General features: G+C 44.0%; 24 protein-coding genes and 2 rRNA genes (1 of these 26 running past the window's edge). 6 read left to right on the top strand and 20 right to left on the bottom strand.

Annotated features, from left to right (window positions below; all coding sequences use genetic code 11):
* The 3 genes from MKX71_RS04750 to MKX71_RS04740 all read right to left on the bottom strand — a co-directional run.
* Positions 1 to 695, bottom strand: a 23S ribosomal RNA gene (locus MKX71_RS04750) (it extends 2,233 nt beyond the left edge of the window).
* Positions 696 to 865: 170 nt separating this feature from the next.
* Positions 866 to 2,415 (bottom strand): 16S ribosomal RNA (locus MKX71_RS04745).
* The 16S and 23S rRNA genes sit together here, the layout of an rRNA operon.
* A gap of 293 nt (positions 2,416 to 2,708) precedes the next feature.
* Entirely contained in the window at positions 2,709 to 3,593 is an 885-nt protein-coding gene (locus MKX71_RS04740) for a nucleotidyltransferase-like protein (RefSeq protein WP_003243727.1), read from the bottom strand.
* Between the two features lie 207 nt (positions 3,594 to 3,800).
* Between MKX71_RS04740 and MKX71_RS04735 the strand changes: the two genes are divergently transcribed.
* On the top strand, positions 3,801 to 4,154 hold the full coding sequence (locus MKX71_RS04735; protein WP_014479226.1) for a YgzB family protein: 354 nt from the start codon (positions 3,801 to 3,803) through the stop codon (positions 4,152 to 4,154).
* Between the two features lie 34 nt (positions 4,155 to 4,188).
* Here the strand turns inward: MKX71_RS04735 and perR are convergent, their stop codons facing one another.
* Both perR and bcp read right to left on the bottom strand, forming a co-directional pair.
* Complete coding sequence (gene perR / locus MKX71_RS04730; protein ID WP_003223285.1) at positions 4,189 to 4,626, bottom strand: peroxide-responsive transcriptional repressor PerR; 438 nt, start codon at positions 4,624 to 4,626, stop codon at positions 4,189 to 4,191.
* Between the two features lie 122 nt (positions 4,627 to 4,748).
* Entirely contained in the window at positions 4,749 to 5,222 is a 474-nt protein-coding gene (bcp, locus tag MKX71_RS04725) for a thioredoxin-dependent thiol peroxidase (protein WP_003233532.1), read from the bottom strand.
* 152 nt (positions 5,223 to 5,374) lie between these two features.
* On the opposite strand from bcp, the gene MKX71_RS04720 reads away from it, so the two are divergent.
* Positions 5,375 to 6,664 (top strand): glutamate-1-semialdehyde 2,1-aminomutase, encoded by a 1,290-nt coding sequence (locus tag MKX71_RS04720; RefSeq protein WP_003233535.1) that lies wholly within the window; start codon positions 5,375 to 5,377, stop codon positions 6,662 to 6,664.
* A 220-nt stretch (positions 6,665 to 6,884) separates the two neighbouring features.
* On the top strand, positions 6,885 to 7,946 hold the full coding sequence (locus MKX71_RS04715; protein ID WP_003233537.1) for an aromatic acid exporter family protein: 1,062 nt from the start codon (positions 6,885 to 6,887) through the stop codon (positions 7,944 to 7,946).
* Between the two features lie 76 nt (positions 7,947 to 8,022).
* Here MKX71_RS04715 and MKX71_RS04710 read toward each other — a convergent pair whose 3' ends face one another.
* The 5 genes from MKX71_RS04710 to fabL all read right to left on the bottom strand — a co-directional run bounded on the left by MKX71_RS04710 (position 8,023) and on the right by fabL (position 12,034).
* Positions 8,023 to 9,765: an ABC transporter ATP-binding protein gene (locus MKX71_RS04710; RefSeq protein ID WP_339231790.1), complete on the bottom strand. Its 1,743-nt coding sequence runs from the start codon at positions 9,763 to 9,765 to the stop codon at positions 8,023 to 8,025.
* A gap of 86 nt (positions 9,766 to 9,851) precedes the next feature.
* Positions 9,852 to 10,382, bottom strand: a complete 531-nt coding sequence (locus tag MKX71_RS04705) for a DUF402 domain-containing protein (RefSeq protein ID WP_003223272.1) — start codon at positions 10,380 to 10,382, stop codon at positions 9,852 to 9,854.
* 143 nt (positions 10,383 to 10,525) lie between these two features.
* Entirely contained in the window at positions 10,526 to 10,786 is a 261-nt protein-coding gene (locus MKX71_RS04700) for a YgaB family protein (protein WP_003242708.1), read from the bottom strand.
* A gap of 172 nt (positions 10,787 to 10,958) precedes the next feature.
* Positions 10,959 to 11,213 carry a gamma type acid-soluble spore protein SspE gene (sspE, locus tag MKX71_RS04695; RefSeq protein WP_003233541.1) on the bottom strand — a complete coding sequence of 85 codons (255 nt, stop codon included), beginning with the start codon at positions 11,211 to 11,213 and terminating at the stop codon, positions 10,959 to 10,961.
* 68 nt (positions 11,214 to 11,281) lie between these two features.
* Entirely contained in the window at positions 11,282 to 12,034 is a 753-nt protein-coding gene (gene fabL, locus MKX71_RS04690) for an enoyl-[acyl-carrier-protein] reductase FabL (protein ID WP_003223262.1), read from the bottom strand.
* Positions 12,035 to 12,115: 81 nt separating this feature from the next.
* On the opposite strand from fabL, the gene MKX71_RS04685 reads away from it, so the two are divergent.
* Complete coding sequence (locus MKX71_RS04685) at positions 12,116 to 12,340, top strand: hypothetical protein (protein ID WP_003233542.1); 225 nt, start codon at positions 12,116 to 12,118, stop codon at positions 12,338 to 12,340.
* 7 nt (positions 12,341 to 12,347) lie between these two features.
* On the opposite strand, the gene mutY is transcribed toward MKX71_RS04685, so the two are convergent.
* Positions 12,348 to 13,457, bottom strand: coding sequence for an A/G-specific adenine glycosylase (gene mutY / locus MKX71_RS04680; protein WP_029317454.1), 1,110 nt, complete (start codon positions 13,455 to 13,457; stop codon positions 12,348 to 12,350).
* Between the two features lie 215 nt (positions 13,458 to 13,672).
* On the opposite strand from mutY, the gene MKX71_RS04675 reads away from it, so the two are divergent.
* Positions 13,673 to 14,656 carry a metal-dependent hydrolase gene (locus MKX71_RS04675; protein ID WP_003244136.1) on the top strand — a complete coding sequence of 328 codons (984 nt, stop codon included), beginning with the start codon at positions 13,673 to 13,675 and terminating at the stop codon, positions 14,654 to 14,656.
* On the opposite strand, the gene MKX71_RS04670 is transcribed toward MKX71_RS04675, so the two are convergent.
* The 6 genes from MKX71_RS04670 to MKX71_RS04645 form a co-directional block, all read right to left on the bottom strand.
* Positions 14,649 to 17,234, bottom strand: a complete 2,586-nt coding sequence (locus tag MKX71_RS04670; protein ID WP_339231788.1) for a YfhO family protein — start codon at positions 17,232 to 17,234, stop codon at positions 14,649 to 14,651. The two genes, MKX71_RS04675 and MKX71_RS04670, sit on opposite strands and share 8 nt — an antisense overlap.
* A 71-nt stretch (positions 17,235 to 17,305) precedes the next feature.
* Positions 17,306 to 18,295, bottom strand: coding sequence for a glycosyltransferase family 2 protein (locus MKX71_RS04665; protein WP_003244113.1), 990 nt, complete (start codon positions 18,293 to 18,295; stop codon positions 17,306 to 17,308).
* A 231-nt stretch (positions 18,296 to 18,526) separates the two neighbouring features.
* The gene (gene ephM, locus MKX71_RS04660; RefSeq protein WP_014479220.1) at positions 18,527 to 19,387 is read right to left on the bottom strand and encodes an epoxide hydrolase EphM; all 861 of its coding nucleotides are present in this window, start codon (positions 19,385 to 19,387) and stop codon (positions 18,527 to 18,529) included.
* The gene (spdL, locus tag MKX71_RS04655; protein ID WP_024573182.1) at positions 19,374 to 19,706 is read right to left on the bottom strand and encodes an SdpC immunity protein SpdL; all 333 of its coding nucleotides are present in this window, start codon (positions 19,704 to 19,706) and stop codon (positions 19,374 to 19,376) included. Before spdL ends, ephM begins: the two co-directional genes overlap by 14 nt.
* Positions 19,707 to 19,790: 84 nt before the next feature.
* Entirely contained in the window at positions 19,791 to 20,309 is a 519-nt protein-coding gene (locus MKX71_RS04650; RefSeq protein WP_003243363.1) for an SH3 domain-containing protein, read from the bottom strand.
* A gap of 144 nt (positions 20,310 to 20,453) precedes the next feature.
* Complete coding sequence (locus MKX71_RS04645; RefSeq protein ID WP_003243789.1) at positions 20,454 to 20,723, bottom strand: YfhJ family protein; 270 nt, start codon at positions 20,721 to 20,723, stop codon at positions 20,454 to 20,456.
* Between the two features lie 124 nt (positions 20,724 to 20,847).
* Between MKX71_RS04645 and MKX71_RS04640 the strand changes: the two genes are divergently transcribed.
* The gene (locus MKX71_RS04640) at positions 20,848 to 21,000 is read left to right on the top strand and encodes a small, acid-soluble spore protein K (protein ID WP_003223241.1); all 153 of its coding nucleotides are present in this window, start codon (positions 20,848 to 20,850) and stop codon (positions 20,998 to 21,000) included.
* A 31-nt stretch (positions 21,001 to 21,031) separates the two neighbouring features.
* Here MKX71_RS04640 and MKX71_RS04635 read toward each other — a convergent pair whose 3' ends face one another.
* The 3 genes from MKX71_RS04635 to recX form a co-directional block, all read right to left on the bottom strand.
* Positions 21,032 to 22,225, bottom strand: a complete 1,194-nt coding sequence (locus MKX71_RS04635) for an MFS transporter (RefSeq protein ID WP_003243500.1) — start codon at positions 22,223 to 22,225, stop codon at positions 21,032 to 21,034.
* Between the two features lie 142 nt (positions 22,226 to 22,367).
* Complete coding sequence (locus MKX71_RS04630) at positions 22,368 to 22,682, bottom strand: YfhH family protein (protein WP_212059889.1); 315 nt, start codon at positions 22,680 to 22,682, stop codon at positions 22,368 to 22,370.
* Position 22,683: 1 nt separating this feature from the next.
* Positions 22,684 to 23,478: a recombination regulator RecX gene (gene recX, locus MKX71_RS04625; RefSeq protein ID WP_003243354.1), complete on the bottom strand. Its 795-nt coding sequence runs from the start codon at positions 23,476 to 23,478 to the stop codon at positions 22,684 to 22,686.
* Between the last annotated feature and the right edge of the window lie 38 nt (positions 23,479 to 23,516).

The following is a 23,516-nucleotide window of genomic DNA, read 5'->3' as shown; positions in this document are numbered from 1 at the left end:
CCCTATTCAGACTCGCTTTCGCTGCGGCTCCGCATCTTCTGCTTAACCTTGCACGGGATCGTAACTCGCCGGTTCATTCTACAAAAGGCACGCCATCACCCGTTAACGGGCTCTGACTACTTGTAGGCACACGGTTTCAGGATCTCTTTCACTCCCCTTCCGGGGTGCTTTTCACCTTTCCCTCACGGTACTGGTTCACTATCGGTCACTAGGGAGTATTTAGCCTTGGGAGATGGTCCTCCCGGATTCCGACGGAATTTCACGTGTTCCGCCGTACTCAGGATCCACTCAGGAGAGAACGAAGTTTTGACTACAGGGCTGTTACCTCCTATGGCGGGCCTTTCCAGACCTCTTCATCTACCTCGTTCTTTTGTAACTCCGTACAGAGTGTCCTACAACCCCAAGAGGCAAGCCTCTTGGTTTGGGCTAATCCCGTTTCGCTCGCCGCTACTCAGGGAATCGCATTTGCTTTCTCTTCCTCCGGGTACTTAGATGTTTCAGTTCCCCGGGTCTGCCTTCTCATATCCTATGAATTCAGATATGGATACCACTCCATTACGAGTGGTGGGTTTCCCCATTCGGAAATCTCCGGATCAAAGCTTGCTTACAGCTCCCCGAAGCATATCGGTGTTCGTCCCGTCCTTCATCGGCTCCTAGTGCCAAGGCATCCACCGTGCGCCCTTTCTAACTTAACCGTTAAAAAGAATCACTATGTGATATCTTGTATTACTAATTGAATGTGATGTCTACTGTTATCTAGTTTTCAAAGAACACGTTTCGAAGGAATGATCCTTCAAAACTAAACAAGACAGGGAACGTTCTGTTTATAAGACCCAAGGTCTTATATTCCGTATAATATCCTTAGAAAGGAGGTGATCCAGCCGCACCTTCCGATACGGCTACCTTGTTACGACTTCACCCCAATCATCTGTCCCACCTTCGGCGGCTGGCTCCTAAAAGGTTACCTCACCGACTTCGGGTGTTACAAACTCTCGTGGTGTGACGGGCGGTGTGTACAAGGCCCGGGAACGTATTCACCGCGGCATGCTGATCCGCGATTACTAGCGATTCCAGCTTCACGCAGTCGAGTTGCAGACTGCGATCCGAACTGAGAACAGATTTGTGGGATTGGCTTAACCTCGCGGTTTCGCTGCCCTTTGTTCTGTCCATTGTAGCACGTGTGTAGCCCAGGTCATAAGGGGCATGATGATTTGACGTCATCCCCACCTTCCTCCGGTTTGTCACCGGCAGTCACCTTAGAGTGCCCAACTGAATGCTGGCAACTAAGATCAAGGGTTGCGCTCGTTGCGGGACTTAACCCAACATCTCACGACACGAGCTGACGACAACCATGCACCACCTGTCACTCTGCCCCCGAAGGGGACGTCCTATCTCTAGGATTGTCAGAGGATGTCAAGACCTGGTAAGGTTCTTCGCGTTGCTTCGAATTAAACCACATGCTCCACCGCTTGTGCGGGCCCCCGTCAATTCCTTTGAGTTTCAGTCTTGCGACCGTACTCCCCAGGCGGAGTGCTTAATGCGTTAGCTGCAGCACTAAGGGGCGGAAACCCCCTAACACTTAGCACTCATCGTTTACGGCGTGGACTACCAGGGTATCTAATCCTGTTCGCTCCCCACGCTTTCGCTCCTCAGCGTCAGTTACAGACCAGAGAGTCGCCTTCGCCACTGGTGTTCCTCCACATCTCTACGCATTTCACCGCTACACGTGGAATTCCACTCTCCTCTTCTGCACTCAAGTTCCCCAGTTTCCAATGACCCTCCCCGGTTGAGCCGGGGGCTTTCACATCAGACTTAAGAAACCGCCTGCGAGCCCTTTACGCCCAATAATTCCGGACAACGCTTGCCACCTACGTATTACCGCGGCTGCTGGCACGTAGTTAGCCGTGGCTTTCTGGTTAGGTACCGTCAAGGTACCGCCCTATTCGAACGGTACTTGTTCTTCCCTAACAACAGAGCTTTACGATCCGAAAACCTTCATCACTCACGCGGCGTTGCTCCGTCAGACTTTCGTCCATTGCGGAAGATTCCCTACTGCTGCCTCCCGTAGGAGTCTGGGCCGTGTCTCAGTCCCAGTGTGGCCGATCACCCTCTCAGGTCGGCTACGCATCGTTGCCTTGGTGAGCCGTTACCTCACCAACTAGCTAATGCGCCGCGGGTCCATCTGTAAGTGGTAGCCGAAGCCACCTTTTATGTTTGAACCATGCGGTTCAAACAACCATCCGGTATTAGCCCCGGTTTCCCGGAGTTATCCCAGTCTTACAGGCAGGTTACCCACGTGTTACTCACCCGTCCGCCGCTAACATCAGGGAGCAAGCTCCCATCTGTCCGCTCGACTTGCATGTATTAGGCACGCCGCCAGCGTTCGTCCTGAGCCAGGATCAAACTCTCCGATAAATGGATCACAGGTTAAGTTCACCGCATCCTGCGGCGACACCTGTGTGACCTGCGTCGTGCAGGCCCTAGTTTGACTGACTACGCACATCGCTGTGCGATTTTTTAAAAACTGAATTAACAGGTACGTTTTGTCTTGTTTAGTTTTCAAAGATCATTTTCACTTCTTGTTGAAGCGACTTTATTAATATAACATTTTGACTTTCTTTTGTCAAATGTTTTTTTGATTTATTTTCCCGCCGCTGTGAGCTTGTTTTCTCAGAAGCGCATCAGCGACGTTTAATAATATAACACGGTCAAGAATCAGAGTCAACACCTTTTTTAAAAGAATATCCTCGGTGATAGACAGCCTGTCCTTTCGTTTCTATCTGGCAGACGTTGATAAGTCCCTTTTCCGTCAAGTAATCAAGCATAACGCCAAGATCTTGGGTAAAGTGCTTTAGGTCATGATGTTGAAGAAGCTCACCGAATTGCCAAATGTCTTTTTCTTTCATTACTTCGAAAAGATGCGCCGAACCGATCTCGGCTTTGGAATGGATGAGAAAATCATTTGCTAAGAATAATAATTCAAGTCTTTTTTCCAGGCTCTCATGACTTTCAATCAGCTCGGAATATAATTTGTACACTTGGGGCTCCATCTGGCGCACTTGGCTCCACACCGTGGTTTCGGGATGGAATCCTCTGTCGATTACTTCAATACGTGCTAAATGATGCAGCGCATGAACAACGGCATTGTAGGCATCTAAAAATTGATTGGCTTCAAAAAAAGCTTTCCCTTCAACATACCTTCTGATTAATTTGCCGTATTCGAGTCCGATCTTCAGTTTACGTTCGGCAAACGGAAATGTATTCAGCCTGTCAATCAGTTCAACTACGTATTCATTACGGTCAAACAAGACTCTGCCATTTACAATCCAATCTATGATTCTTCTATTTGTTCCAAGCAAAATCCATTCTTGAATCTGAGAATCTGTTACCACATGCAAAGAAGCTGTTTGATGATCAAATTCATAATGCTTTATAAAAACTGGCTCATCAGCATCCTTTACAATCACCAGCAAAGCTGCATCAAAGTTATCTGTTAAGGAAGATGTTTTGTTTCTTCTCTCAATCATAATGACAGCCAATGTATTGGGGTGACTTGCTCTTTCTTGGTAAATTGGACGGAGAAGATTTTCCATCACTATTCCTCCAATGCAATTGTTCAAATTTTTTTATTCTCTATTTGATTCAATTCTATGGTTAAAACGAAATTCCTTTTTTCTAAACACATTGAACTATTATAAACAATTTCACAGTAACTCTCCATATGTAAATTCCAGTTCAACCGAAAACATGAAGAAAATCCCATCGGGTTTGTGCTATAGTTAAAACAGAGGGGGATGGACATGGCGAAATACTCCAGCAAAATTAATAAAATCAGAACATTTGCGTTAAGTTTGGTTTTCGTTGGGTTTATCATTATGTACATCGGGATCTTTTTCAAAGAGTCAGTTTTGCTTTCTAGTTTGTTTATGATACTTGGGCTTTTATCCATCGGTCTCAGCACGGTAGTTTACTTTTGGATCGGAATGCTTTCGACTAAAGCGGTTCGCGTCATTTGTCCAGGCTGTGATAAAGAGACAAAGGTTTTAGGAAGAGTCGATATGTGCATGCATTGCCGAGAGCCGCTGACTTTAGATAAGGGATTAGAAGGAAAAGAATTTGATGAGTCTTATAATAAAAAGAAAATGTCGAAATAAAATAAGCTGACCGTTTCGTGCGGTCAGCTTATTTTTAATGATTTTCTTTTTTCGAACACTCTTGGCAGACGCCGTAAATTTCTAAACGGTGGTGGCTTACCTTGAAGCCCGTGACGTGGGCAGCGAGCTGCTCCACTTCATCAAGGCCCGGGTAGTGGAAGTCCACAATTTTACCGCAGTTTTCGCAAATCGCGTGATAGTGATCGGATGTGACAAAATCGAATCTGCTGGAAGCATCACCGTATGTGAGCTCTTTTACCAAACCTGATTCCCGGAACACACGCAAATTGTTATATACCGTCGCTACGCTCATGTTAGGAAATTTCCCTTCCAGAGCTTTATATATATCGTCCGCTGTTGGATGAGCCATAGAGTTAACGAGATATTCCAGAATCGCATGACGTTGAGGAGTAATGCGAACTCCGGTTTCCTTCAACGTTTCTAAGGCTTCTTTTAGTTCATGTGCAGCCATCCGTCATGCACCTCTCTTCTAAAAAAAATTCTTACATTGTAATGTTTATAATTAGTGTAACTCTTTCTACGATAATTTGTCAATTGATATCAGGGTAAAAGTAAGCATAGGCTCATAGAGATTTACTTTTCAGACATATCTTTGAGGGTTTGAAGCGCTTCGGCTACATGGTCCTTTACTTTTACTTTTCTCCATTCTTTAATGAGCCGGCCTTCTTTATCAATTAAAAAAGTGGAACGCTCGATTCCCATATACTCTTTTCCGAAGTTTTTCTTCAGCTTCCACACATCAAATGCTTCCGCCAGCTTATGCTCGTCATCAACAAGAAGCAGAAATGGAAGGTTATGCTTCTCTTTAAATTTTCCGTGTTTTTCCTGGCTGTCCGGGCTGACGCCGATAATGACGGCATCCAGTTCGGCGAAGCTTTCGTGACTGTCCCGAAAATCGCATGCTTCAGTTGTACATCCCGGTGTCATGTCCTTTGGATAAAAATAAAGCACGATGTACTTTCCTTTATAATCCGATAATTTTACTGTTTCCCCATGATCACCTTTTAACTCAAGATCAGGCGCTTTTTGTCCGATTTCTATAGTCATTACGTTACCTCCGGATGTTTTTTTATTAAGCGTATCCAATTCTTGTCCAGATTACAACCATCTCAGCTGAATCTGAAGCCCGAAGCCATTGTTCTTGTTCGGAAGCATGCTACAATAGAAAGGACGCATGGAGATATAGGAGGTTTTTATTCTTGCATACAAAATCAATTGAACTTCACAATGAGGCATTACAGCACATTGTCGGCGGTGTAAACAGCCCGTCTAGATCATATAAAGCAGTCGGCGGCGGTTCTCCTGTTGCAATGGAGAAAGCAAGCGGCGCTTATTTTTGGGATGTGGACGGCAACAAATACATCGATTATTTAGCGGCGTACGGTCCGATTATTACAGGACATGCCCATCCGCATATTACAGAAGCGATTAAAAAAGCAGCAGAGAACGGTGTATTGTATGGAACACCAACGAAACACGAGGTTACATTTGCAAAAATGCTCAAAGAAGCCATTCCCGCTATGGACAAAGTAAGATTCGTCAATTCGGGTACAGAAGCCGTTATGACGACCATCCGCGTGGCTCGCGCATATACAGGCCGGACAAAAATCATTAAATTTGCGGGCTGCTATCACGGGCATTCGGACCTTGTGCTTGTCGCCGCAGGCTCCGGCCCGTCTACTCTCGGCACACCAGACTCAGCCGGTGTACCGAAAAGCATTGCAAACGAAGTGATCACAGTACCATTTAATGATATCGATAGCTATAAAGCAGCTCTTGAAAAATGGGGCAGTGAAATCGCGGCGGTTCTCGTTGAACCGATTGTCGGCAACTTCGGTATCGTGGAGCCGAAAGAGGGCTTCTTAGAACAAGTAAATGAATTAACACATAATGCAGGGGCTCTCGTTATTTACGATGAAGTCATTACGGCTTTCCGCTTTATGTATGGCGGCGCGCAGGATCTCTTACAGGTGAAACCAGATTTAACAGCACTCGGGAAAATTATCGGCGGCGGACTTCCGATTGGGGCCTATGGCGGCAAACAAGAAATCATGGAGCAGGTAGCTCCGCTAGGGCCTGCTTATCAGGCAGGAACAATGGCAGGGAACCCCGCTTCCATCCTATCAGGCATCGCTTGTCTGGAAGTGCTCAAAGAAAAAGGCGTGTATGAAAAGCTTGATCACCTTGGCGCTATGCTTGAGGAAGGCATTTTGAAGCACGCAGAAACACACGGCATCACCATTACGGTCAACCGGTTAAAAGGTGCGCTCACGGTATACTTCTCTGATGAGAAAGTGGAAAATTACGAGCAGGCTGAACGGAGTGACGGAGAAACATTCTCTACGTTTTTCAAGCTGATGCTGGAACGCGGAATTAATTTAGCACCTTCTAAGTATGAAGCTTGGTTTATTACCACAGCACATACAGAGCAGGATATTAAAGACACGCTTACAGCGGTCGAGGATGCATTTAAACATCTAAAAAACTAGAATCAAATACCTTGAACAGGAGCTTTGAGCTCCTGTTTTTTTTATGGAATCAAACAGCGTGTAAGATTTTGGTCTTTTTCTAGAAAAATAGCTTGAATATTTGTATCGATCCCTGTATATTACTTAATTGTTTAGCAAATAAACTAACCGGGAATTTTAAGGATTAGCCCATTTGCTATGTCACACAATTTACTATAGAAAGGAATGCACGCACAAACCAATGAAACTTGGTGCCCGCATTTTCAAAACCGGGATTGCGATTACACTTGCCCTTTATTTGGCTTCGTGGATCGGGCTTCCCGCGCCGATTTTCGCTGGAATTGCAGCGATATTTGCGATCCAGCCGTCGATTTACCGCTCTTTTCTCATTATTATTGACCAGGTTCAAGCAAATATCATCGGAGCTGTGATTGCCACAGTGTTCGGCCTTATTTTCGGACCCAGCCCGATTATGATCGGGTTAACAGCAGTTATTGTCATTACAATCATGCTGAAACTTAAAATTGAACATACAATTTCAATTGCTCTTGTAACAGTCATTGCGATATTAGAATCTGCCGGTGACGACTTTTTAATGTTCGCGCTGATCAGAACAAGCACAGTCATCTTAGGGGTGCTTTCTTCCTTTATCGTCAACCTTGTGTTTTTGCCTCCTAAGTACGAAACAAAGCTGATTCATAATACCGTCGAAAACACCGAAGAAATTATGAAGTGGATCAGATTGTCCATGCGGCAGTCGACAGAGCATTCGATTTTGAAAGAGGATATTGAAAAACTGAAAGAAAAAATGATCAAGCTTGATCAGACATATCTTCTATATAAAGAAGAAAGAAGTTACTTTAAGAAAACGACTTATGTGAAATCAAGAAAGCTTGTCCTGTTCAGACAGGCCATTATTACTGCAAATCGGGCGCTTGATACATTGAAGAAGCTGCATCGTCTGGAAAACGAGATCTATCATATGCCGGAAGAGTTTCAGGAAACATTGACTGAAGAACTTGATTACCTGCTTTACTGGCACGAGCGGATTTTGATGAGGTTTGTCGGAAAAATCAAGCCGCATGATGACGCGGTTGAAGAAGGCATCCGGTATAAGCAGCTTTTAACAAAGTCATTTTTAAAAAATCAGCAGAATACGGATGAGGAGCTTATTGATTACAACATGCTCAATATTATGGCAAGCGCCGTGGAATATCGCGAGCAGCTTGAACATTTAGAAACACTTATCACAAGTTTTCAAACGTATCATCCGAAAGACTGCGAAATAGAAACAGAAGAGTAACCCGGTTAAACAGCCGGGTTTTTTTATATACAAAAAAATCTTATATCCTTCGTTAAAAGGATATAAGATTGATGTTTTAGTTCAAATTTTGAATGGTAAATAAGTGCTTGTATTGGCTCTCATAGTCCATGAGTTCATCATGGGTTCCGATTTCAATGATTGTCCCGTTTTCCATGACAACAATCTTATCCGCATGGGTGATTGTCGATAAACGGTGGGCGACAACAAAAGTTGTTCTATCCTTCGCCAGTTTGTCCATCGCTTCTTGAATGTAATGCTCACTTTCCAAATCCAGAGCTGATGTAGCTTCATCTAAAATGAGGAGCGGCGGATTTTTCAGGAATACCCGCGCAATTGAGATCCGCTGCTTTTGTCCGCCTGAAAGCTTAACGCCTCGTTCCCCCACCCGGGTCTCATATCCTTCTGGAAAACTCATGATAAATTCATGGGCATTTGCAGCTTTGGCGGCTTCGATTATCTCTTCAAGTGTGGCATCAGGCTTGCCGATCGCGATATTTTCCCGAATCGTTTCACTAAATAAAAAGGTATCTTGAAGCACCATACCAACCTGGTTGCGAAGGCTTCTTGCTTCATAATCGCGAATATCCGTCCTATCAATCAGCAGTCTGCCGCTTGTTACATCATAAAATCTTGGGATCAGGCTGACGAGCGTTGATTTTCCTCCTCCGCTCATGCCGACGAGAGCTACAGTTTCTCCTCTATTTACTTTTAAGGATACATCATGAAGAATATTTTCTTTGTCCTTCTCATATTGAAACGAAACGTTTTGAAACTCCACTCCTCCGCGAATCTGATCGGCCTTTATCGCATTTGGTTTGTCAGTGAGTTCATAGGGCTCGTCAATAAATTCAAACACCCTGTCCATTGATGCGATTGACTGTGTCAAAGTTGTAGAGGAATTGATCAGCCTTCTAACAGGGTTGTACATTCTGTCAATATATCCGACAAACGCGACCATTGTTCCGACTGTCAGCGGTCCATTAATGACAAAATACCCGGCGCACGCTATGACGATGAGCGGCGCCAAATCTGTAATGGTATTAACGACCGCAAAGGTTTTCGCGTTCCAATTCGTGTGGCGGATGGCTTTATCTAAGAAATGACCGTTTTTCTCATTAAATTGAGCCTGTTCATGATCTTCTATCGCAAAGCTTCTGATGACAGGCATGCCTTGAATGCGTTCATGCAAATGCCCCTGCACTTGAGCAAGAGCCTGTGAGCGCTCCCTTGTCAGCTTTCGTAAACGGCCGTAAAAATACTTCACTGATATTCCGTATAATGGGAATAAAACGATAGAGATCAGCGTTAATTTAACGTCCAGTGTGAGCATGATAGAGATTACAATCAAAATCGTCAGCATATCGAGCCATATATTCATCAGCCCTGTGATGACGAAATCCTTTGTTTGTTCTACATCATTAATCACTCGGGAAATGACTTCCCCTGTTCTTGTATTCGCGTAAAAACGAAGGCTCAGTTTTTGTATATGGTCAAACAGCTTAGCTCTTATATCATAAAGCACCTTGCTGGCAGTCCACTGGGCAAAATATTGCCGGTAATATTCAACAGGCGGGCGCAAAATTAAAAATAAGGCGAACATGATCGCCATAATCGTGAACAATGACGTGGTTTTGTCACTGGCCGTGCCGCCTCCTTGAATAATGTCGTCAACTACGTACTTCAGAAGCAATGGGAGAGCAAGCGGAATGGAGAATTTTACGATCCCGATTAACACTGTAACGAAAATTTGCTTCTTATAAGGTTTGACGAATTGCATGTAGCGTTTCATAACCCCCACGTTGATTCCCCCTCTCTCTTTATCATGATGTGTGTGAGCCCATGTGAAAAACCTGTTGTACCCCGCAACAGGTTTTTACGTAACCATTATTTTGTATAGCGCAAATACCGTTCATACCACATATCGACAAACTCGGGCGCAAACGGTCCCTGACGCTGGTGAATCCAATGGAGCAGCGTATTTAAGTAGTCTCTTAAAATACTGTCGATTTCTTTTGGATAATTCATGGCTTTCCGATGATCATCATATTCGTCTTCATCGAGAATATTGTAGGTCATGTCAGGAAAAACCTTAACATCTAAGTCATAATCAATATATTTAATTGCTTCGCCATCATAGGCAAACGGAGAACTGATGTTGCAATAATAATGAACCCCGTCTTCCCTCAGCATCCCGATGACATTAAACCATTGTCTTGCGTGAAAATAACAGATTGCGGGCTCTCTGGTTATCCATGTCCGGCCGTCTGATTCGGTTACCATCGTCCGGTCATTGGCTCCGATGACACACATTTCTGTACTTTTTAAGATTGTTGTCTCATTCCAAATTCTATGAATCAGCCCGTTGTGCTTATAGCTGTGAATTTGAATGGTTTCTCCTTCCTTGGGATAGCCCATATTTCTCCCCTACTTTCTATAAAGCCCTACAGTTAGTATGTCCAAATTTGCTTACCGACAACGTCTTTTACCTATTATAACGTTACAAATTGAAAAATGAAAATAAAAGAGCCATTCCGGCCGGGGAATGGCACATTCCTGCACTACACAAAGGAAGACGGCTTTTCTGAGCTGCGATATGAACGAATGACCTGCTCTGTCTGCTTTTGAAACATATCCTGTATATCGGCAAGGTGTTTCCGTTTTACCGCAATTTCAGCCTGAATCCCACGCAGCCTTGCATCCCTTTCCAAATGCCGGAGTTCCGCCTCAATTTGTTTGCAGCGGTCGAGCTCTGATTGGAGATCGAGAAGCTTATCCATCGTTTTCATCTGTTCACTTACCAGCTTTTCAAATTCGGTCATCGGTTCCTCCTTCAGCCTGATGAAAGTATAAACATTTCCTCCTTTAATCATTTCGATCTCCATAAAGCAAACCCTTTGACTCATTCTGTAGACCTTCCACAAGTTTTGTCGTTTTTCAAACAGAAAAAAGCACTTCCACCCGAAGATGAAGTGCTTTTTTCTGTTTCAGTGATTAGCTGTTTTGTTGTTTGTTTTGTTCAGCAGATTGGTTTTGCTGTCTTACCTGCTGTGCGTCAGTTTCACTAGCGAATTCAGTGCCGAATTGACCTTGTTGTCCAGCTGATTGCTGGTTTTGTTTTCTGACTTGCTGAGCGTTTGTTTCGCTAGCAAATTCAGTGCCAAATTGACCTTGACCAGCAGCTGATTGTTGGTTTTGTTTTCTAACTTGTTGAGCGTTTGTTTTGCTGAAGTTATTTGAGTTAGCCATTGTTATCACCTCCACGGTCATTAGAATGTGCAGGTGATCGTATAGCTATTCCTCTTTTTTAAAAATTTTTAAACGAGCAGTGAGCGTCCGCCGTCAACGATAATTGTCTGTCCGCGGATCATGTCAGCCTTGGAAGACACTAGAAACTCAACAGTATCAACCATGTCTTTAATTTCGACCATGCGTCCCGCCGGCGTGTTTTGGCGCGCATCCTCAAGCAGATCTTCTCTATTCGGGAAGTGTTTCAGCGCATCTGTGTCGATCGCTCCGCCTGAAACAGCATTGACGATAATTTGTTTTGGTGAAAGCTCAACGGCAAGATAACGGGTTAAAGCCTCTAACGCTGCTTTTGATACACCGACCGTGGTGTAGTTTTCAAGATAGCGGATAGAGCCTAATGAACTGATGCTGACAATATGCCCGCCTCCGTTCTTCTCCATTAGCTTGGCAGCTTCCTGAGCGCAGAAAAGCAATGCTTTCGCATTAATGTTCATCGTCCAGTCCCAGTGTGTTTCTTCTAATTCCATGACAGGTCTTAGTACTCCTGAAGCGGCATTATTGACAAAAACATCAAGTCTGCCGAACGTTTCATCAATTTGCTGAAACATTTCTTTGATTTTTGCAGGCTGTCCTACGTTTGCTTTTACGACAAGCACTTTAACGCCAAGCTTTTCGATTTCTTCCGCTGTTTCTAATGCTGCTTTTTTGCTGCGTGCATAGTTAATGACGATGTTATAGCCGTTCTCAGCAAGTCTGATCGCGGCCGCTTTTCCGACACCGCGGCTGCTTCCTGTTACGAGTGCACATTTATTTTGTTCCATTTTTCCTCATCTCCTTGTAGCGTATAGTTCTTTTATTTCCACAAACAATAATGGCAAGAACTTTAAAGGGGGTCTTCTGTTATGTATGTCGGACGTGATATGAGCGAATTGAACATGGTTTCCAAAAAAGATTGGAAGAACAGTGAACTCGCTTATTTTCATCATGCCTTTCAGCAAATTATGCCTTATTTGAACGAAGAAGGCCAATCAAAATACCGGGAATTAACGCAAGAAATTGAAGCGCGCGGCGGAATGAAGCGCAATGAAGCGGACTACAGCCACGGCACGCGCGTCTCTTACGATTAAGAATGGTTTACGGAGCAGCCGAGATGGCGGCTGCTTCTACTGCCATCTTCCAGATTTTTTGATGTGACACCGGGAACGCAAATTGTTCGAGCTCTTCTTTCGATACTTTTTTCAGCTCGCTGGTATCCGACACTTGTTTTACTTTACCGAAAAACACTGAAATATTCCATACCAGGTGGGTGAAAACATGCTCGACTACACCTTGCAGATCACTGATATCAGCTTGTATGCCATATTCGTTTTCTAAGAAAGCAATGAGCTGTTCACGCTCAGTTTTGATCCCTTTTTGTGTTTCAAGATTCGGGAATTCCCACAGGTTGGCGAGCAAACCTTTAGACGGCCGTTTGTGGATATACACTTGTCCGTCTTCATCAGTCAGTACGATCGCGGCCATGGTTTTGATCCCGGGCTTTTTCTTTTTGCTTTTTACCGGAAGCTCCCGTTCAGTGCCTTCTTCAAATGCTGAGCAATGCTGCTGAACCGGGCAAAGCAGGCATGAGGGTGATTTTGGCGTACAGATCAAGGCTCCAAGCTCCATCAAGCCCTGATTAAATTCAGATGGTTTTTCTTTGGAAATAAAAGCTCGTATGGCGTCTTCAAAGATCGTTCTTGTTTTTGGTTTGGCAATATCATCCCAAATAGATAGAATTCTGGACATGACACGCATCACATTTCCGTCAACTGCGGGAATGGGTTTATTGTAGGCAATGCTGAGCACCGCTCCCTTTGTATAAGGGCCGACGCCTTTTAACCCGCCAAAATCTTTCTCGTCTGGAGGAACAATGCCGCCGTATTCCTGTTTCACTTCTTTTACCGCGCTTTGCAGGTTTCTGACTCGCGAATAATAGCCGAGCCCTTCCCATGCTTTCAGCACCTTTTCTTCATCAGCATCAGCGAGCGCTTCCACTGTCGGGAATTGTTCTACAAACCGGAGAAAGTAAGGAATCACTGTCTCTACTCTCGTTTGCTGCAGCATCACTTCAGATACCCACACCTTATATGGATCTTGGTCCTCTCTCCACGGCAAAACGCGCTGCTCTCGTTCAAACCATGAGATTAAATCATCGCGAAATTGCTGTATGTCTTTTTGTTTTAATTTGTCTTCAAGTACGTTCATATGTGTTTCTCCCCAGTCTTTCGCGCCCCGCTTTTCTTTAGACTGTTTTTTGTTGTACACTAAGGGCACAGTACGATAATATGTTACATTAAATAGTAATAAAGAAAAAGCGGAAACATATGAGAACGATTGAATCAGTTTAAAAATTGGGTATATGAAAATGGGGAATTTCTTACAAAGTGAATGTGCAGGATCACCCTGCAAGGAGGTCACCTATGGATACGGGCACACATGTCGTTATGGGCATCGCACTGGGCGGTATTGCGACGCTTGATCCTGTTGTCGGATCAGATCCGGCAATGGCTCACGCTGTTATGATCGCAACGCTTGCGGGCTCTCAGGCTCCGGATATTGATACTGTGTTAAAGCTTAAAAACAATGCTGTTTATATAAGGAATCACAGAGGATTTACCCATTCAATTCCCGCCGTTTTGTTTTGGTCTGTCATCATCCCGGCGATTCTGTATTTATTTTATCCTCAGGCCGATTTTCTGCACCTGTGGCTGTGGACACTGCTGGCAGTCGTTCTGCATGTCTTTGTTGATATATTCAACGCCTATGGAACACAAGCCATTCGTCCGTTTTCGAAAAAATGGGTTGCGCTCGGGCTGATTAATACGTTTGATCCGTTTATTTTTATCAGCCATCTGGCAGCTATCGCGATTTGGTATGCAGGCGGGAGTCCCGGCATCACGTTTCTCAGCTTATATATCATATTGGTAGGCTACTACTTGGTGCGCCTGATCATGCAGCTGAGAATTAAACGGAAGCTTCATGAGATGATTCATGATGAGATCGAAAGCATTATTATTTCTCCAACGATGAAATTCAGGCAATGGCGAATCGCAGTGACGACAGCACATGCTTTCTATGTAGGAAGAAGCATGGAAGGACATGTCGTGATTCTGGATACATTTAATCGGGTGCCTGTTCCTGAAACCGATGTAATGCATGCGGCAAAGCAGGATGATAACATCGCGGCGTTTCTGTCCTTTTCTCCGGTATACCGGTGGGAAGTGGATACGTTTAAAGATCATTATGAGGTGAGATTTATCGACCTGCGTTATCGGAGCAAAGGCCATTATCCGTTTGTCGCAATTGTTCATATCGGCCATGATCTCACGATTCGTTCGTCCTATACGGGATGGATATTCAGCGAAGAAAAACTTCAGAAAAAATTAAAGCTCGGCTCTATATAGAGCCGGGCTTTTTACGTCTTATATAGAAAACAGCAAGCAGCAGACTGACGAGAGATATGATCGCCGATATTTTGAAGTATGGCGGATAGTAAGTCAGCTCAATGTGATTGTCTCCCTTTTGCGCCTTGAAGCCTATAAAAGCATAATCCGCTTTTTCGATCTTCTGTGTTTTTCCGTTGATCTTCAGCTCCCAGCCTTTTTCATATGGGATCGGAAGCATGATGTACTGGTCTTTTGACAGATGATAGGCAAAGGTCAGTCGATTTTTGTTCCAATTCAGTTTGTCTGCTTTCTCTGTTTTATTTTGCATTACAGCGTTTTTCAGCGTTTGGTAATTTTCTTCATAGAGCGCTATGTTTCTCAGCTCATAGGTTCCTTTCGGAAGATTGATTGAGATATGGCCTGATTTAGGCACTCTTACCGTTATATTATTTACTCCGGTTTTATATATCGATTTGTTCGATTTCCTTGTTGTGACATAATCATTTACCTTTAACGTAAATCCTTTGTCTTTTGCTTTGCTTTTCAAATAAAAGCTGACATAGTAGTCTCCCGGAGCGGCTGACGGCTGTTTCGGGGTGATGATCAGCTCTCCTCCGTTTTCTCCAGTTACGGTTAGCAGCCCGTTTTGATACTGGGCTTGTTTTGCAGTGATGTCCGACTTGGTGATCAAATTGGACGGTTTTGGTGTCTGCTCCGTTTTTACTGATGGATCTTTTAATATGATTCCTTTCAGCATCGCCTGTTCTTTCGCAAGAGCGGGCAATCGGTCCAGCTCACTTTCGCTGTATATGGCATCCGCTGTTTTGACGAATGGAAGCATGTACTGATTCTCATAAACTGCATAATGCTCTGTTTCTAAATGCTTTTTGAAGCCGTACGGGACGCTGGCTTCGTTTGTTTTTTCGGTCATATAATATTTGCCGTAAAGCAGGCTGTATAAATTCGCCCTGTCTCCCAATGACGCGTAACGGCTGACGCTTTCCCTGCCCATATCGATGCTTAAATCATTCCAATAGAAGGCCAGCAGATCTTTGTTTAAAATGCTGGAATACGCGCTGAAGCCATTAAATCCGTAAATGATTGGCGTATTATTGCGGACCCCGTTCATCCAGTCGATTCTCATGAGCGGATCATCGTCTTCCTTCTGTAAACGTCTGATGAGCTCAGATGATTCCCGCCCTCTGTATTCCTCACTTGTAAGATATTCTTTTGTCACACTATCCAAATCGCCGCCTTCTGAGAGCGCGTATTTTTGATAGGAGTTGGCGACAAACAGCGAAGAAAGAATGATTATACCGTACACAGCCATTTTTGCCCGTTTTTTCGCAAAAGCTGCAGCAAACAAGGCTGCGATTGTCATGAGTAAGAGCAATAGAATACTTTCATTCGCAGGCTTCCATATATCGAGCTTATACCTTTGAATATGATACAAGTAAAGAAGCAGGACGACAGCTGCGGCCGGGAGCAGTTCTTTCCGTTTCAATTCAGACAGCTGTGACAAACCAGCCGCAGCTGCTCCCGCAATGGTAAAGGCCAGAACATATTCAAACCGGTTTTGCGGGGCGGAAAAACCGTTAAAGACGCTTGCCGCATACGGACTGAAATGAAACAGAATAAACAGCAGGCTCAACCCGGCAAAGAGACGAAACACACGGTTTTTGTAAAAAGAAATAATAAACAAAAACAGCAGAAAAGCGGCCGGCACAATGATGATCCGGCTCGAAAATAAGATATTATCATCGAAATTGAGCCACTCTATTTTCTGGCTGTATGGAGGGCGCAGGTTGTTTAAAAAACCGTATACTACCGGCACAAACGCCGCCGCACTGATGCCAAAAGAAATGAAGCCTGAAACGAGAAATAATCTGATTTGAATCCATCTTTTCTCTTCATGTGGTTCCAAACGGATCAGCCATCTGAACAGCACATAGATTCCGATGAATATAAGGTTTATGTATGCAAAGTAAAAATTGTTGATTAACGTCAGCGAACACGCAACGATAAACCACGCCGGACGCCGCTCTCTAATAATTTTTTCTGCGCCAAGCACAAGCAGCGGAAGCCAAACCATTGTATCGGTGAAAAATTCCCAATACGCTTCGTGACGGAAATAAATAATTGAGACGCCGTATAACACGGCTCCCGTGAACGATGCCGCCCTGTGCTTAAGAAGATAATGAAAAACAGAAGCGGACGTAAAGATGATCAAGCTCAATTTGAAAATACTGATAAAAACAGCTGACTCAGCCCAAAAAAGCGTATCCGCTTCTTCGATCAGCTGGACGGCTTGAAGCAGCCAAACAGCGGCGGACACAGCAAGAAAAAGAAAAGACGCAGAAAAATAATAGCCGAGCTGACTGAATGTGCCGCCGCCAAGTCCGAATGAATAATTGTAGAAAAAATTCCCGTGTGTATATTGGTCAAATAATAATTTTTTAAATACGATCATTTGCGCAAGCCCGTCACCCGGACCTGTCATATACCTGCCTTCCGCCCATTCTTTCACAAAAAAAGCGTGTGCCAGAACGGACACCAGCAAACTGGCCGCATAGATCATGATATGTTTTCTTTTCATATAAATTCTCCAGTCTTGCTTTTAAGATAATAGACACGCAAAAAAAGCACTGCCAATGGCGTTTGGTATTTTCAGTGCATTTTTGTCAGACGCCGCATGCTTTTTAATTCGTTCGTTTCAGGCAGGTCTTTGTTCGGGATATTCGCTTCTTTGATCAAATAATGCGGGCGTTTTTTTGTTTCATAATAGATTCGGCCGATATATTCACCTATAATTCCAAGGCTTAACAGCTGTACTCCGCCGAGAAATAACACTGCTGAGATAATGGTGAAATACCCAGGCACAGAAATACCGTTAGTCAGAATTTTAACGAATGTGGCAATGATATAAATGATGGAAAGCAGCAGGATGAAAATGCCTGTATAAAAACATAATCTCAGCGGCTTATGATTAAATGAAACGACGCCGTCCATGCCGTAATTAAACAGACTGCTGAACGACCATTTGGAGGTGCCGTTTTTTCGTTCGACATTTTCATAAAATACAATTTTCTGATCAAAGCCAATCCAGCAAAAAAGGCCTTTTGAGAAGCGGTTTCCTTCGCTCAGCTTCAAAAGTGCATTCACAGCTTGGCGGCTTAACAATCTGAAGTCACCGACACCGTCACGCAAATCGACTTCCACCGCTTTATTAATGAACTTGTAGTACATAGATGATAAGAGTGAGCGGACAAAGCTGTCCCCTTTTCTGTTCCTTTGGGCAATGACTTGGTCATACCCTTCTTCGTAGCCTTTGATAAATTCCTTCAGCAAATATGTCGGATGCTGCAGATCGGCATCCATTACAATAACCGCCTCGCCCTGAACATGCTCAAAGCCCGCCAAAATCGCGGCTTCTTTTCCAAAGTTTCGAGAAAAAGATATATACTTCACCCGGCTGCACGTCGCTGCCAAGTCTTTGATCTGCTGAAGCGTGTCATCAACACTTCCGTCGTTTATGAAGAATATTTCATAGTCATAATGAATGTTTTTAAATTCCTTTTTTAAAGATTCATGAATGAGTTTGACATTATACCCTTCATTGTAAGACGGGATAATAATCGAGATTAATCCTTGCTTCATTAAGGCACCTTCTTTTTATTATTCTTTTTAAGTATTGCCTTAGGGGAGTTTTACACAAATCTTCAGTAAGGCTATTCCTTTTTTTAAAGTCGTTTAAACCTGTTTTTTGTTACAATTTTATGGTGACATTCATGATTTTTAATGTTATTTTGTCATGTTTAAAACAGACTATGAAAAAAACGCACAGAAAAAGTCTGCCATTATGACAGACGGATGGAGAGAAATTTTAGCTTATTGGTTCTTAAGATATTCCAAAATCAGCTGATTGACGATGGCTGGCTTTTCGTGGTTAATCCAATGGGAAGCTTCATCAACAAAGATGAGATGTCCATTCGGGCAATGCCTTTCCGTCTCTTTCGCAAGCTTTCTGCTCAAAAAGCGGTCTTCCATTCCCCAGATCATTCGGTAAGGTACTGTTTCGTAAGAGGGTTTCTCTGCCAAGCTTCCTTTTCTGAGGGCTCTGTACCAGTTCAGCATAGCTGTCAGCGCGCCCGGCTGTTTCCACGCTTCTTTGTACCTGCTGACATCCTCGGATGTAAAAAGCGCGGGACGGTCGGATAATCCAATCGCTTTGTCTAATGTTTCATAATCATTTTCCCTTAGTGATGCCTCCGGTATATCGGGCAGCTGGAAGTATGCGATATACGAGCTTTTCAGCCATTGCGGCGGATAAAGCGGCGTTACGGTTTTCATGACGTGCGGGTGCGGGATATTGATCGCGATCAGTTTTTCAAGATATTCCGGGCGTGTGGAAGCCAAATGCCATGCGACAGCCCCTCCCCAGTCATGACCGATGACAATTGCTTTTTCATCAGTGAATTGCGTAATAAGCCCGATGATATCATCTCTTAATGTATCAATCCGATATGAATCAATTCCTTCCGGTTTGTCACTGAGATTGTAGCCCCGCTGATCAGGAGCAATGACCCGGTAACCCGCATCAACAAGCGGTTTGATTTGATTTTTCCAGCCGTACCAAAACTCAGGAAATCCATGGAGCAGGACAATTAACGGGCCGTCTTCCGGTCCTGCGGCTGCAACGTGGAGCGTGATTCCGTTCGTATTAACAAACTGGCATTTAACTCCGTCCACTTCTATCTCCTCCTTGACTGTGCGTCATGATTTTCAGCCTTTTCTCCGTTAGCATAAATGTTATGACACAGGCGGCAATCAGCAGGATAAGCTGAAGAATAATCAAGTTTGATCCCAGCAGCAAACCCATTCCCGCAATCACCAAGCCTGACAGGATCATTAATGATGCACTGTAACGGTTCGCTTCATTCCATAATCTTTGATCTGACATTGAGCGTCTCGTTCTGTACCCGTACACACTGTTGATCGATTTGGGAGGAAACAGTTTGATCAGTATGCCCGCAATGATCATAAGCCCTCCGCCGACTAAACCCGTCATATCATCATCTCCTTTCTCATTGTTACGTGCAGAAAGAAGAAATGTTTCATGCATAGGCAAAAAGACAAGCCTCGGCCTGCCTTTTTATCGCATTTGTAAATCCTTTGTGTGAATATAGCCTTTAACTCCGCCATAATCCACGAACGCCCAAGTGAAGTCAAATCCGCCGTTTTCACTGAATCCCCACCCAAGTATTGTCACCTCTGTTCCAGATGAGAGCTGCTTAGCTTTTCCGTTTTCGGGCGTCGGTGTATAGAAGGCTGTCTGTTTCGTTGTTTTCGCTTGGCTTGCGGTTTTCATTAAAAAGTGAGTTGAAATATATGCTTTCTTTCCTTTGAAATGAATTTGAGCCCAATCGGCATTTACGAACCTATCGACTTTTACCTTTTGTTCTGATGATACAGTGCCGAGAATATCACCTTCATGATTTGGCTCAGTCCGGACATTCAGTTTTCCTGCTTTTATGATGTAAGTATCGGATGATGGCATGCTGACAGATATGTCGTGAAGGGGCGCAGCTTTTGCTGCGGGAGCGGAATGAAGTGCTGTCAAACCCAGTCCTGCGGCAGCTGTTAAAGCGAGCATTACTTGTTTCTTTTTCATATAAAGCTCCTCCTCGCATTTTGACAAGATATAAGTGGTATTCCCTGATTGACAGGCTGGTGAAACATGTTTTGTTTATGATTTCTTCCTGTTAAGGTAATTTTAAGAAAATGAAAAAACCTGCCGGTCGTTAACGGCAGGTTTTTAATGCAAAAGGCCTCTGCTTTGATTTAAGTAATCATTCACGTCGTTACGGGAGCTTTGAAAAAGGTGGAGCTGGCCGCCATAGTTTTCAATCCATTGTGTGACGATTTTTTCAGTCATTTTTTCACCTTGATAGGCGTGTCCGGCTTTTGCATAGGTTGCTTCGAAATCGCTCCATAACAATTCCACCCACGTTTTTGCCTGTATATAGCTGATCATCTCGTTCTTTTCCAGAAGCAGATTAGTCAGTTTCTCAATGTACATATTCATGTGTGCAGTCTCCTTTCTTCAGGAAAAAAATAACGCTTTATTACGTAGTGTTCTCCATATACTAACCTTACGTCTTCATCTGGAAAGACGCAACTTTTTGATCTCGAATCTAGGGGGATATGACATGGTCCGAAATAAAGAAAAAGGATTTCCTTACGAAAACGAAAACAAATTTCAGGGTGAACCGAGAGCAAAGGACGATTATGCTTCAAAGCGTGCTGACGGATCTATCAATCAGCATCCTCAAGAAAGAATGAGAGCCTCAGGCAAACGGTAAAGAAGAACAGCTGCATACACTGCAGCTGTTTTTACCCTTTATTGACTTGATATTCGTAGACGCTCTTCTTTTCTGATAAGTGTGCGAAGGTAGAAAGCACAAGTCCGCATGCAGTCATAAGCGCACCTCCTGCAAACAGCCAGGAATAAGAGCCTGTTCCGTTTAAAATCATTCCGCCGATCCATGCACCAAGGGCATTGGCAAGGTTAAATGCTGATACGCTGACAGCTGCGGCAATGGTTGTGCCGCCCTCAGATGAGGAAATGACCTTTGTTTGCAGAAGAGGCGGCGTGCCGAATGCGCATGCCCCGAATAGGAACGTTGCCACAATGGCTGCAGCCGGGTAAATGGCGATGTAAGGAAATACAGCCAGAACACCGATTAAACCGATCATTACGCCGATCATCGTCCGAGTCAGCAAAGGCAGCGGTACTTTTCCAGCAAAGAAATTCCCGGCAACGCCTCCCAATCCATACGCAAAGAGAGCACCTGTAATGCCAACCGTGCTGAATCCGGCTGAATGCCTCAAAATGGGTTCGATAAAGGTGTAGGCGATAAAGACACCGGAATAGCCTAAAATGGTAATCGCGAAGGAAAACAGCACTTGTTTGTGTTTAAAAACCCCCCACTCATTCATAAGCATTGGGATCACTTTTGGTTTTCTGTTCGGCACGGCAGCCATAAGGCCTAAAAATCCGATGACACCAAGTGCCGTAATGATGGAAAACACCGCTCTCCAATTCAGGACATCTCCGAGATAAGAGCCGAATGGAACACCAAGCATTAGAGCCACTGTCAGTCCGCCGTTCATTGAAGCAGCAGCTGCAGCACGCTTTTCCGGCGGAACCATTTCACTTGCGAATACCATGGCAATCGCGAAGAAAGCGCCGTGAATGGACGCAGATAAAATTCTTGAAATGGCCAATACCGCAAAATTCGGCGCCAGTGCGCTCATCAGGTTGGAAAGGATAAATATCGCCATCAGCCCAAGAAGCACAGGCTTTCTCGGAAGCTTGACGGAAATGATGGTGACGAGCGGCCCTGTCAAACAAACGCTTGCCGCATAAGCCGTGACAAGAAGCCCTGCGGATGAAACCTGTATATGAAAGTCATTGGCAATCGACGTCAAAATACCCATCACCGCGTATTCTGTATAGCCGATTGAAAATGTACAAATCATAAGAACAAATATAATAAATTTTACAGATGGGTTTTTGATACTCAACGTCATCGCCTCCTTTGATTTTAAAAAACAACGAGTTTCATCTTAAAAGATTTTTCAAGTGAATTCAATGATTTTTTCTTTAAGAATTCGTGTAAATGTGCTGCAAACAAAAAGAGGCTGATCATCAGCCTCCTGTTACGCTTTATTCTTTTTCTTGCAATACTGAGATTGGCAGCGCTTCCTCTTGCTGAGGGGAAGAGGTCCTGTATCCCCATGCGAAAACGCCATTTAAATAACTGATGGTAAACTCGTCCTCAGTGGTTTCCACACGATATGTTTCTCCCGGTGAGTAATCTTCCGGGTTCAGCAAATATGCTTTTGCCATCGTAATTTTCCGTTCGAGCACTGCCAGTTCGTTTATGATTCCATGCTGTTCGGCTTTTCTTGCTTTTTCAGAAAGTAATGCGATTTCGGTATTGAGTTCATGCGGTGTCATTTGACTGTATCGTTTCTCCATTTCAGTACTCCTCTTCCTGCAGTAATTGCTCGATTAAATCGAGTGAGAATCCTTTGCGGAATAAAAATTGTTTGACCTTCATGGCGCTTTCATATGAGCCGTCATAGCGGTATTTTCTAAACGCTTTTTCCGCGTGAAGGCGCAGCGCTTCTTTCTCTGTGTCTTCATCATTTTCATATTCAATCTGATCCATCGCCGCGCTGATAACATCAAATGAGAAGCCCTTGCGCTGAAGCTGCAGCTGGGCGCGCTGTTTGAGTTCTTTCGTCGAAAGCTTTTTATCTTTTTTGAGAAGCTTTTCAACATGCTTGACCGCTTCTCTTGTCTGATCTTCAAAGGAAAAGGAACTTAGCGCCTCCTTAATTGTATCGTCATCAATTCCCTTCGCTCTTAGCTCTCTGAACAAAACATCAGGGCCTTTTCCGTTTGTTTTTTTGTGAGTGCTGACATAGGCTGCGGCAAATTCCTGGTCGTTTAAGTACTTGTAATCGTTAAGCCTATGGATGACTTCCGCAATGACGGGGGGCGAGGTTTCTTTTTTCTTTAAGTGGTCCTCGACCTCTTTCGTCGACCGCATTCGATAGGATAAAAAGTCAAGCGCACGGTTGAAGCCTTTCTTCACTTCATCGCCGTATTGAATCTCAATGATGTCAAGATCATCGAGTTCTTTTCCCTTCTTGAGCTCAAATTTCACGAGCACATCCGCGTCCACGCTGAAGGCGTATTTATCATCCAGAAAAATATTGAAGCGTTCCGTATTCTTTTTTTGCGTTGATATTTTTGTAATAAACGGCATCTTAATCTCCCTTCTCAGGCCTGAAACGCGTTTTCTTT

The organism is Bacillus sp. FSL M8-0071 (assembly GCF_037975455.1).
GTDB classification, from domain to species: domain Bacteria; phylum Bacillota; class Bacilli; order Bacillales; family Bacillaceae; genus Bacillus; species Bacillus subtilis.
This window is presented reverse-complemented; position numbering and strand designations above follow the sequence as displayed.

Bases quoted from the DNA above. Each gene is read 5' to 3' on its own strand.
- MKX71_RS04630 (WP_212059889.1), bottom strand. From the start codon at position 22,682: ATGGAGAAACGATACAGTCAAATGACACCGCATGAACTCAATACCGAA.
- mutY (WP_029317454.1), bottom strand. From the start codon at position 13,457: ATGAACGTACTTGAAGACAAATTAAAACAAAAAGACATACAGCAATTT.
- MKX71_RS04735 (WP_014479226.1), top strand. From the start codon at position 3,801: ATGGCGAAATACTCCAGCAAAATTAATAAAATCAGAACATTTGCGTTA.
- MKX71_RS04670 (WP_339231788.1), bottom strand. From the start codon at position 17,234: ATGAAAAGAAAACATATCATGATCTATGCGGCCAGTTTGCTGGTGTCC.
- MKX71_RS04640 (WP_003223241.1), top strand. From the start codon at position 20,848: ATGGTCCGAAATAAAGAAAAAGGATTTCCTTACGAAAACGAAAACAAA.
- MKX71_RS04705 (WP_003223272.1), bottom strand. From the start codon at position 10,382: ATGGGCTATCCCAAGGAAGGAGAAACCATTCAAATTCACAGCTATAAG.
- perR (WP_003223285.1), bottom strand. From the start codon at position 4,626: ATGGCTGCACATGAACTAAAAGAAGCCTTAGAAACGTTGAAGGAAACC.
- MKX71_RS04685 (WP_003233542.1), top strand. From the start codon at position 12,116: ATGTATGTCGGACGTGATATGAGCGAATTGAACATGGTTTCCAAAAAA.
- MKX71_RS04740 (WP_003243727.1), bottom strand. From the start codon at position 3,593: ATGGAAAATCTTCTCCGTCCAATTTACCAAGAAAGAGCAAGTCACCCC.
- sspE (WP_003233541.1), bottom strand. From the start codon at position 11,213: ATGGCTAACTCAAATAACTTCAGCAAAACAAACGCTCAACAAGTTAGA.
- MKX71_RS04700 (WP_003242708.1), bottom strand. From the start codon at position 10,786: ATGACCGAATTTGAAAAGCTGGTAAGTGAACAGATGAAAACGATGGAT.
- MKX71_RS04665 (WP_003244113.1), bottom strand. From the start codon at position 18,295: ATGAAGCAAGGATTAATCTCGATTATTATCCCGTCTTACAATGAAGGG.
- recX (WP_003243354.1), bottom strand. From the start codon at position 23,478: ATGCCGTTTATTACAAAAATATCAACGCAAAAAAAGAATACGGAACGC.
- spdL (WP_024573182.1), bottom strand. From the start codon at position 19,706: ATGACGGGTTTAGTCGGCGGAGGGCTTATGATCATTGCGGGCATACTG.
- MKX71_RS04675 (WP_003244136.1), top strand. From the start codon at position 13,673: ATGGATACGGGCACACATGTCGTTATGGGCATCGCACTGGGCGGTATT.
- fabL (WP_003223262.1), bottom strand. From the start codon at position 12,034: ATGGAACAAAATAAATGTGCACTCGTAACAGGAAGCAGCCGCGGTGTC.
- bcp (WP_003233532.1), bottom strand. From the start codon at position 5,222: ATGACTATAGAAATCGGACAAAAAGCGCCTGATCTTGAGTTAAAAGGT.
- MKX71_RS04715 (WP_003233537.1), top strand. From the start codon at position 6,885: ATGAAACTTGGTGCCCGCATTTTCAAAACCGGGATTGCGATTACACTT.
- MKX71_RS04645 (WP_003243789.1), bottom strand. From the start codon at position 20,723: ATGAATATGTACATTGAGAAACTGACTAATCTGCTTCTGGAAAAGAAC.
- MKX71_RS04650 (WP_003243363.1), bottom strand. From the start codon at position 20,309: ATGAAAAAGAAACAAGTAATGCTCGCTTTAACAGCTGCCGCAGGACTG.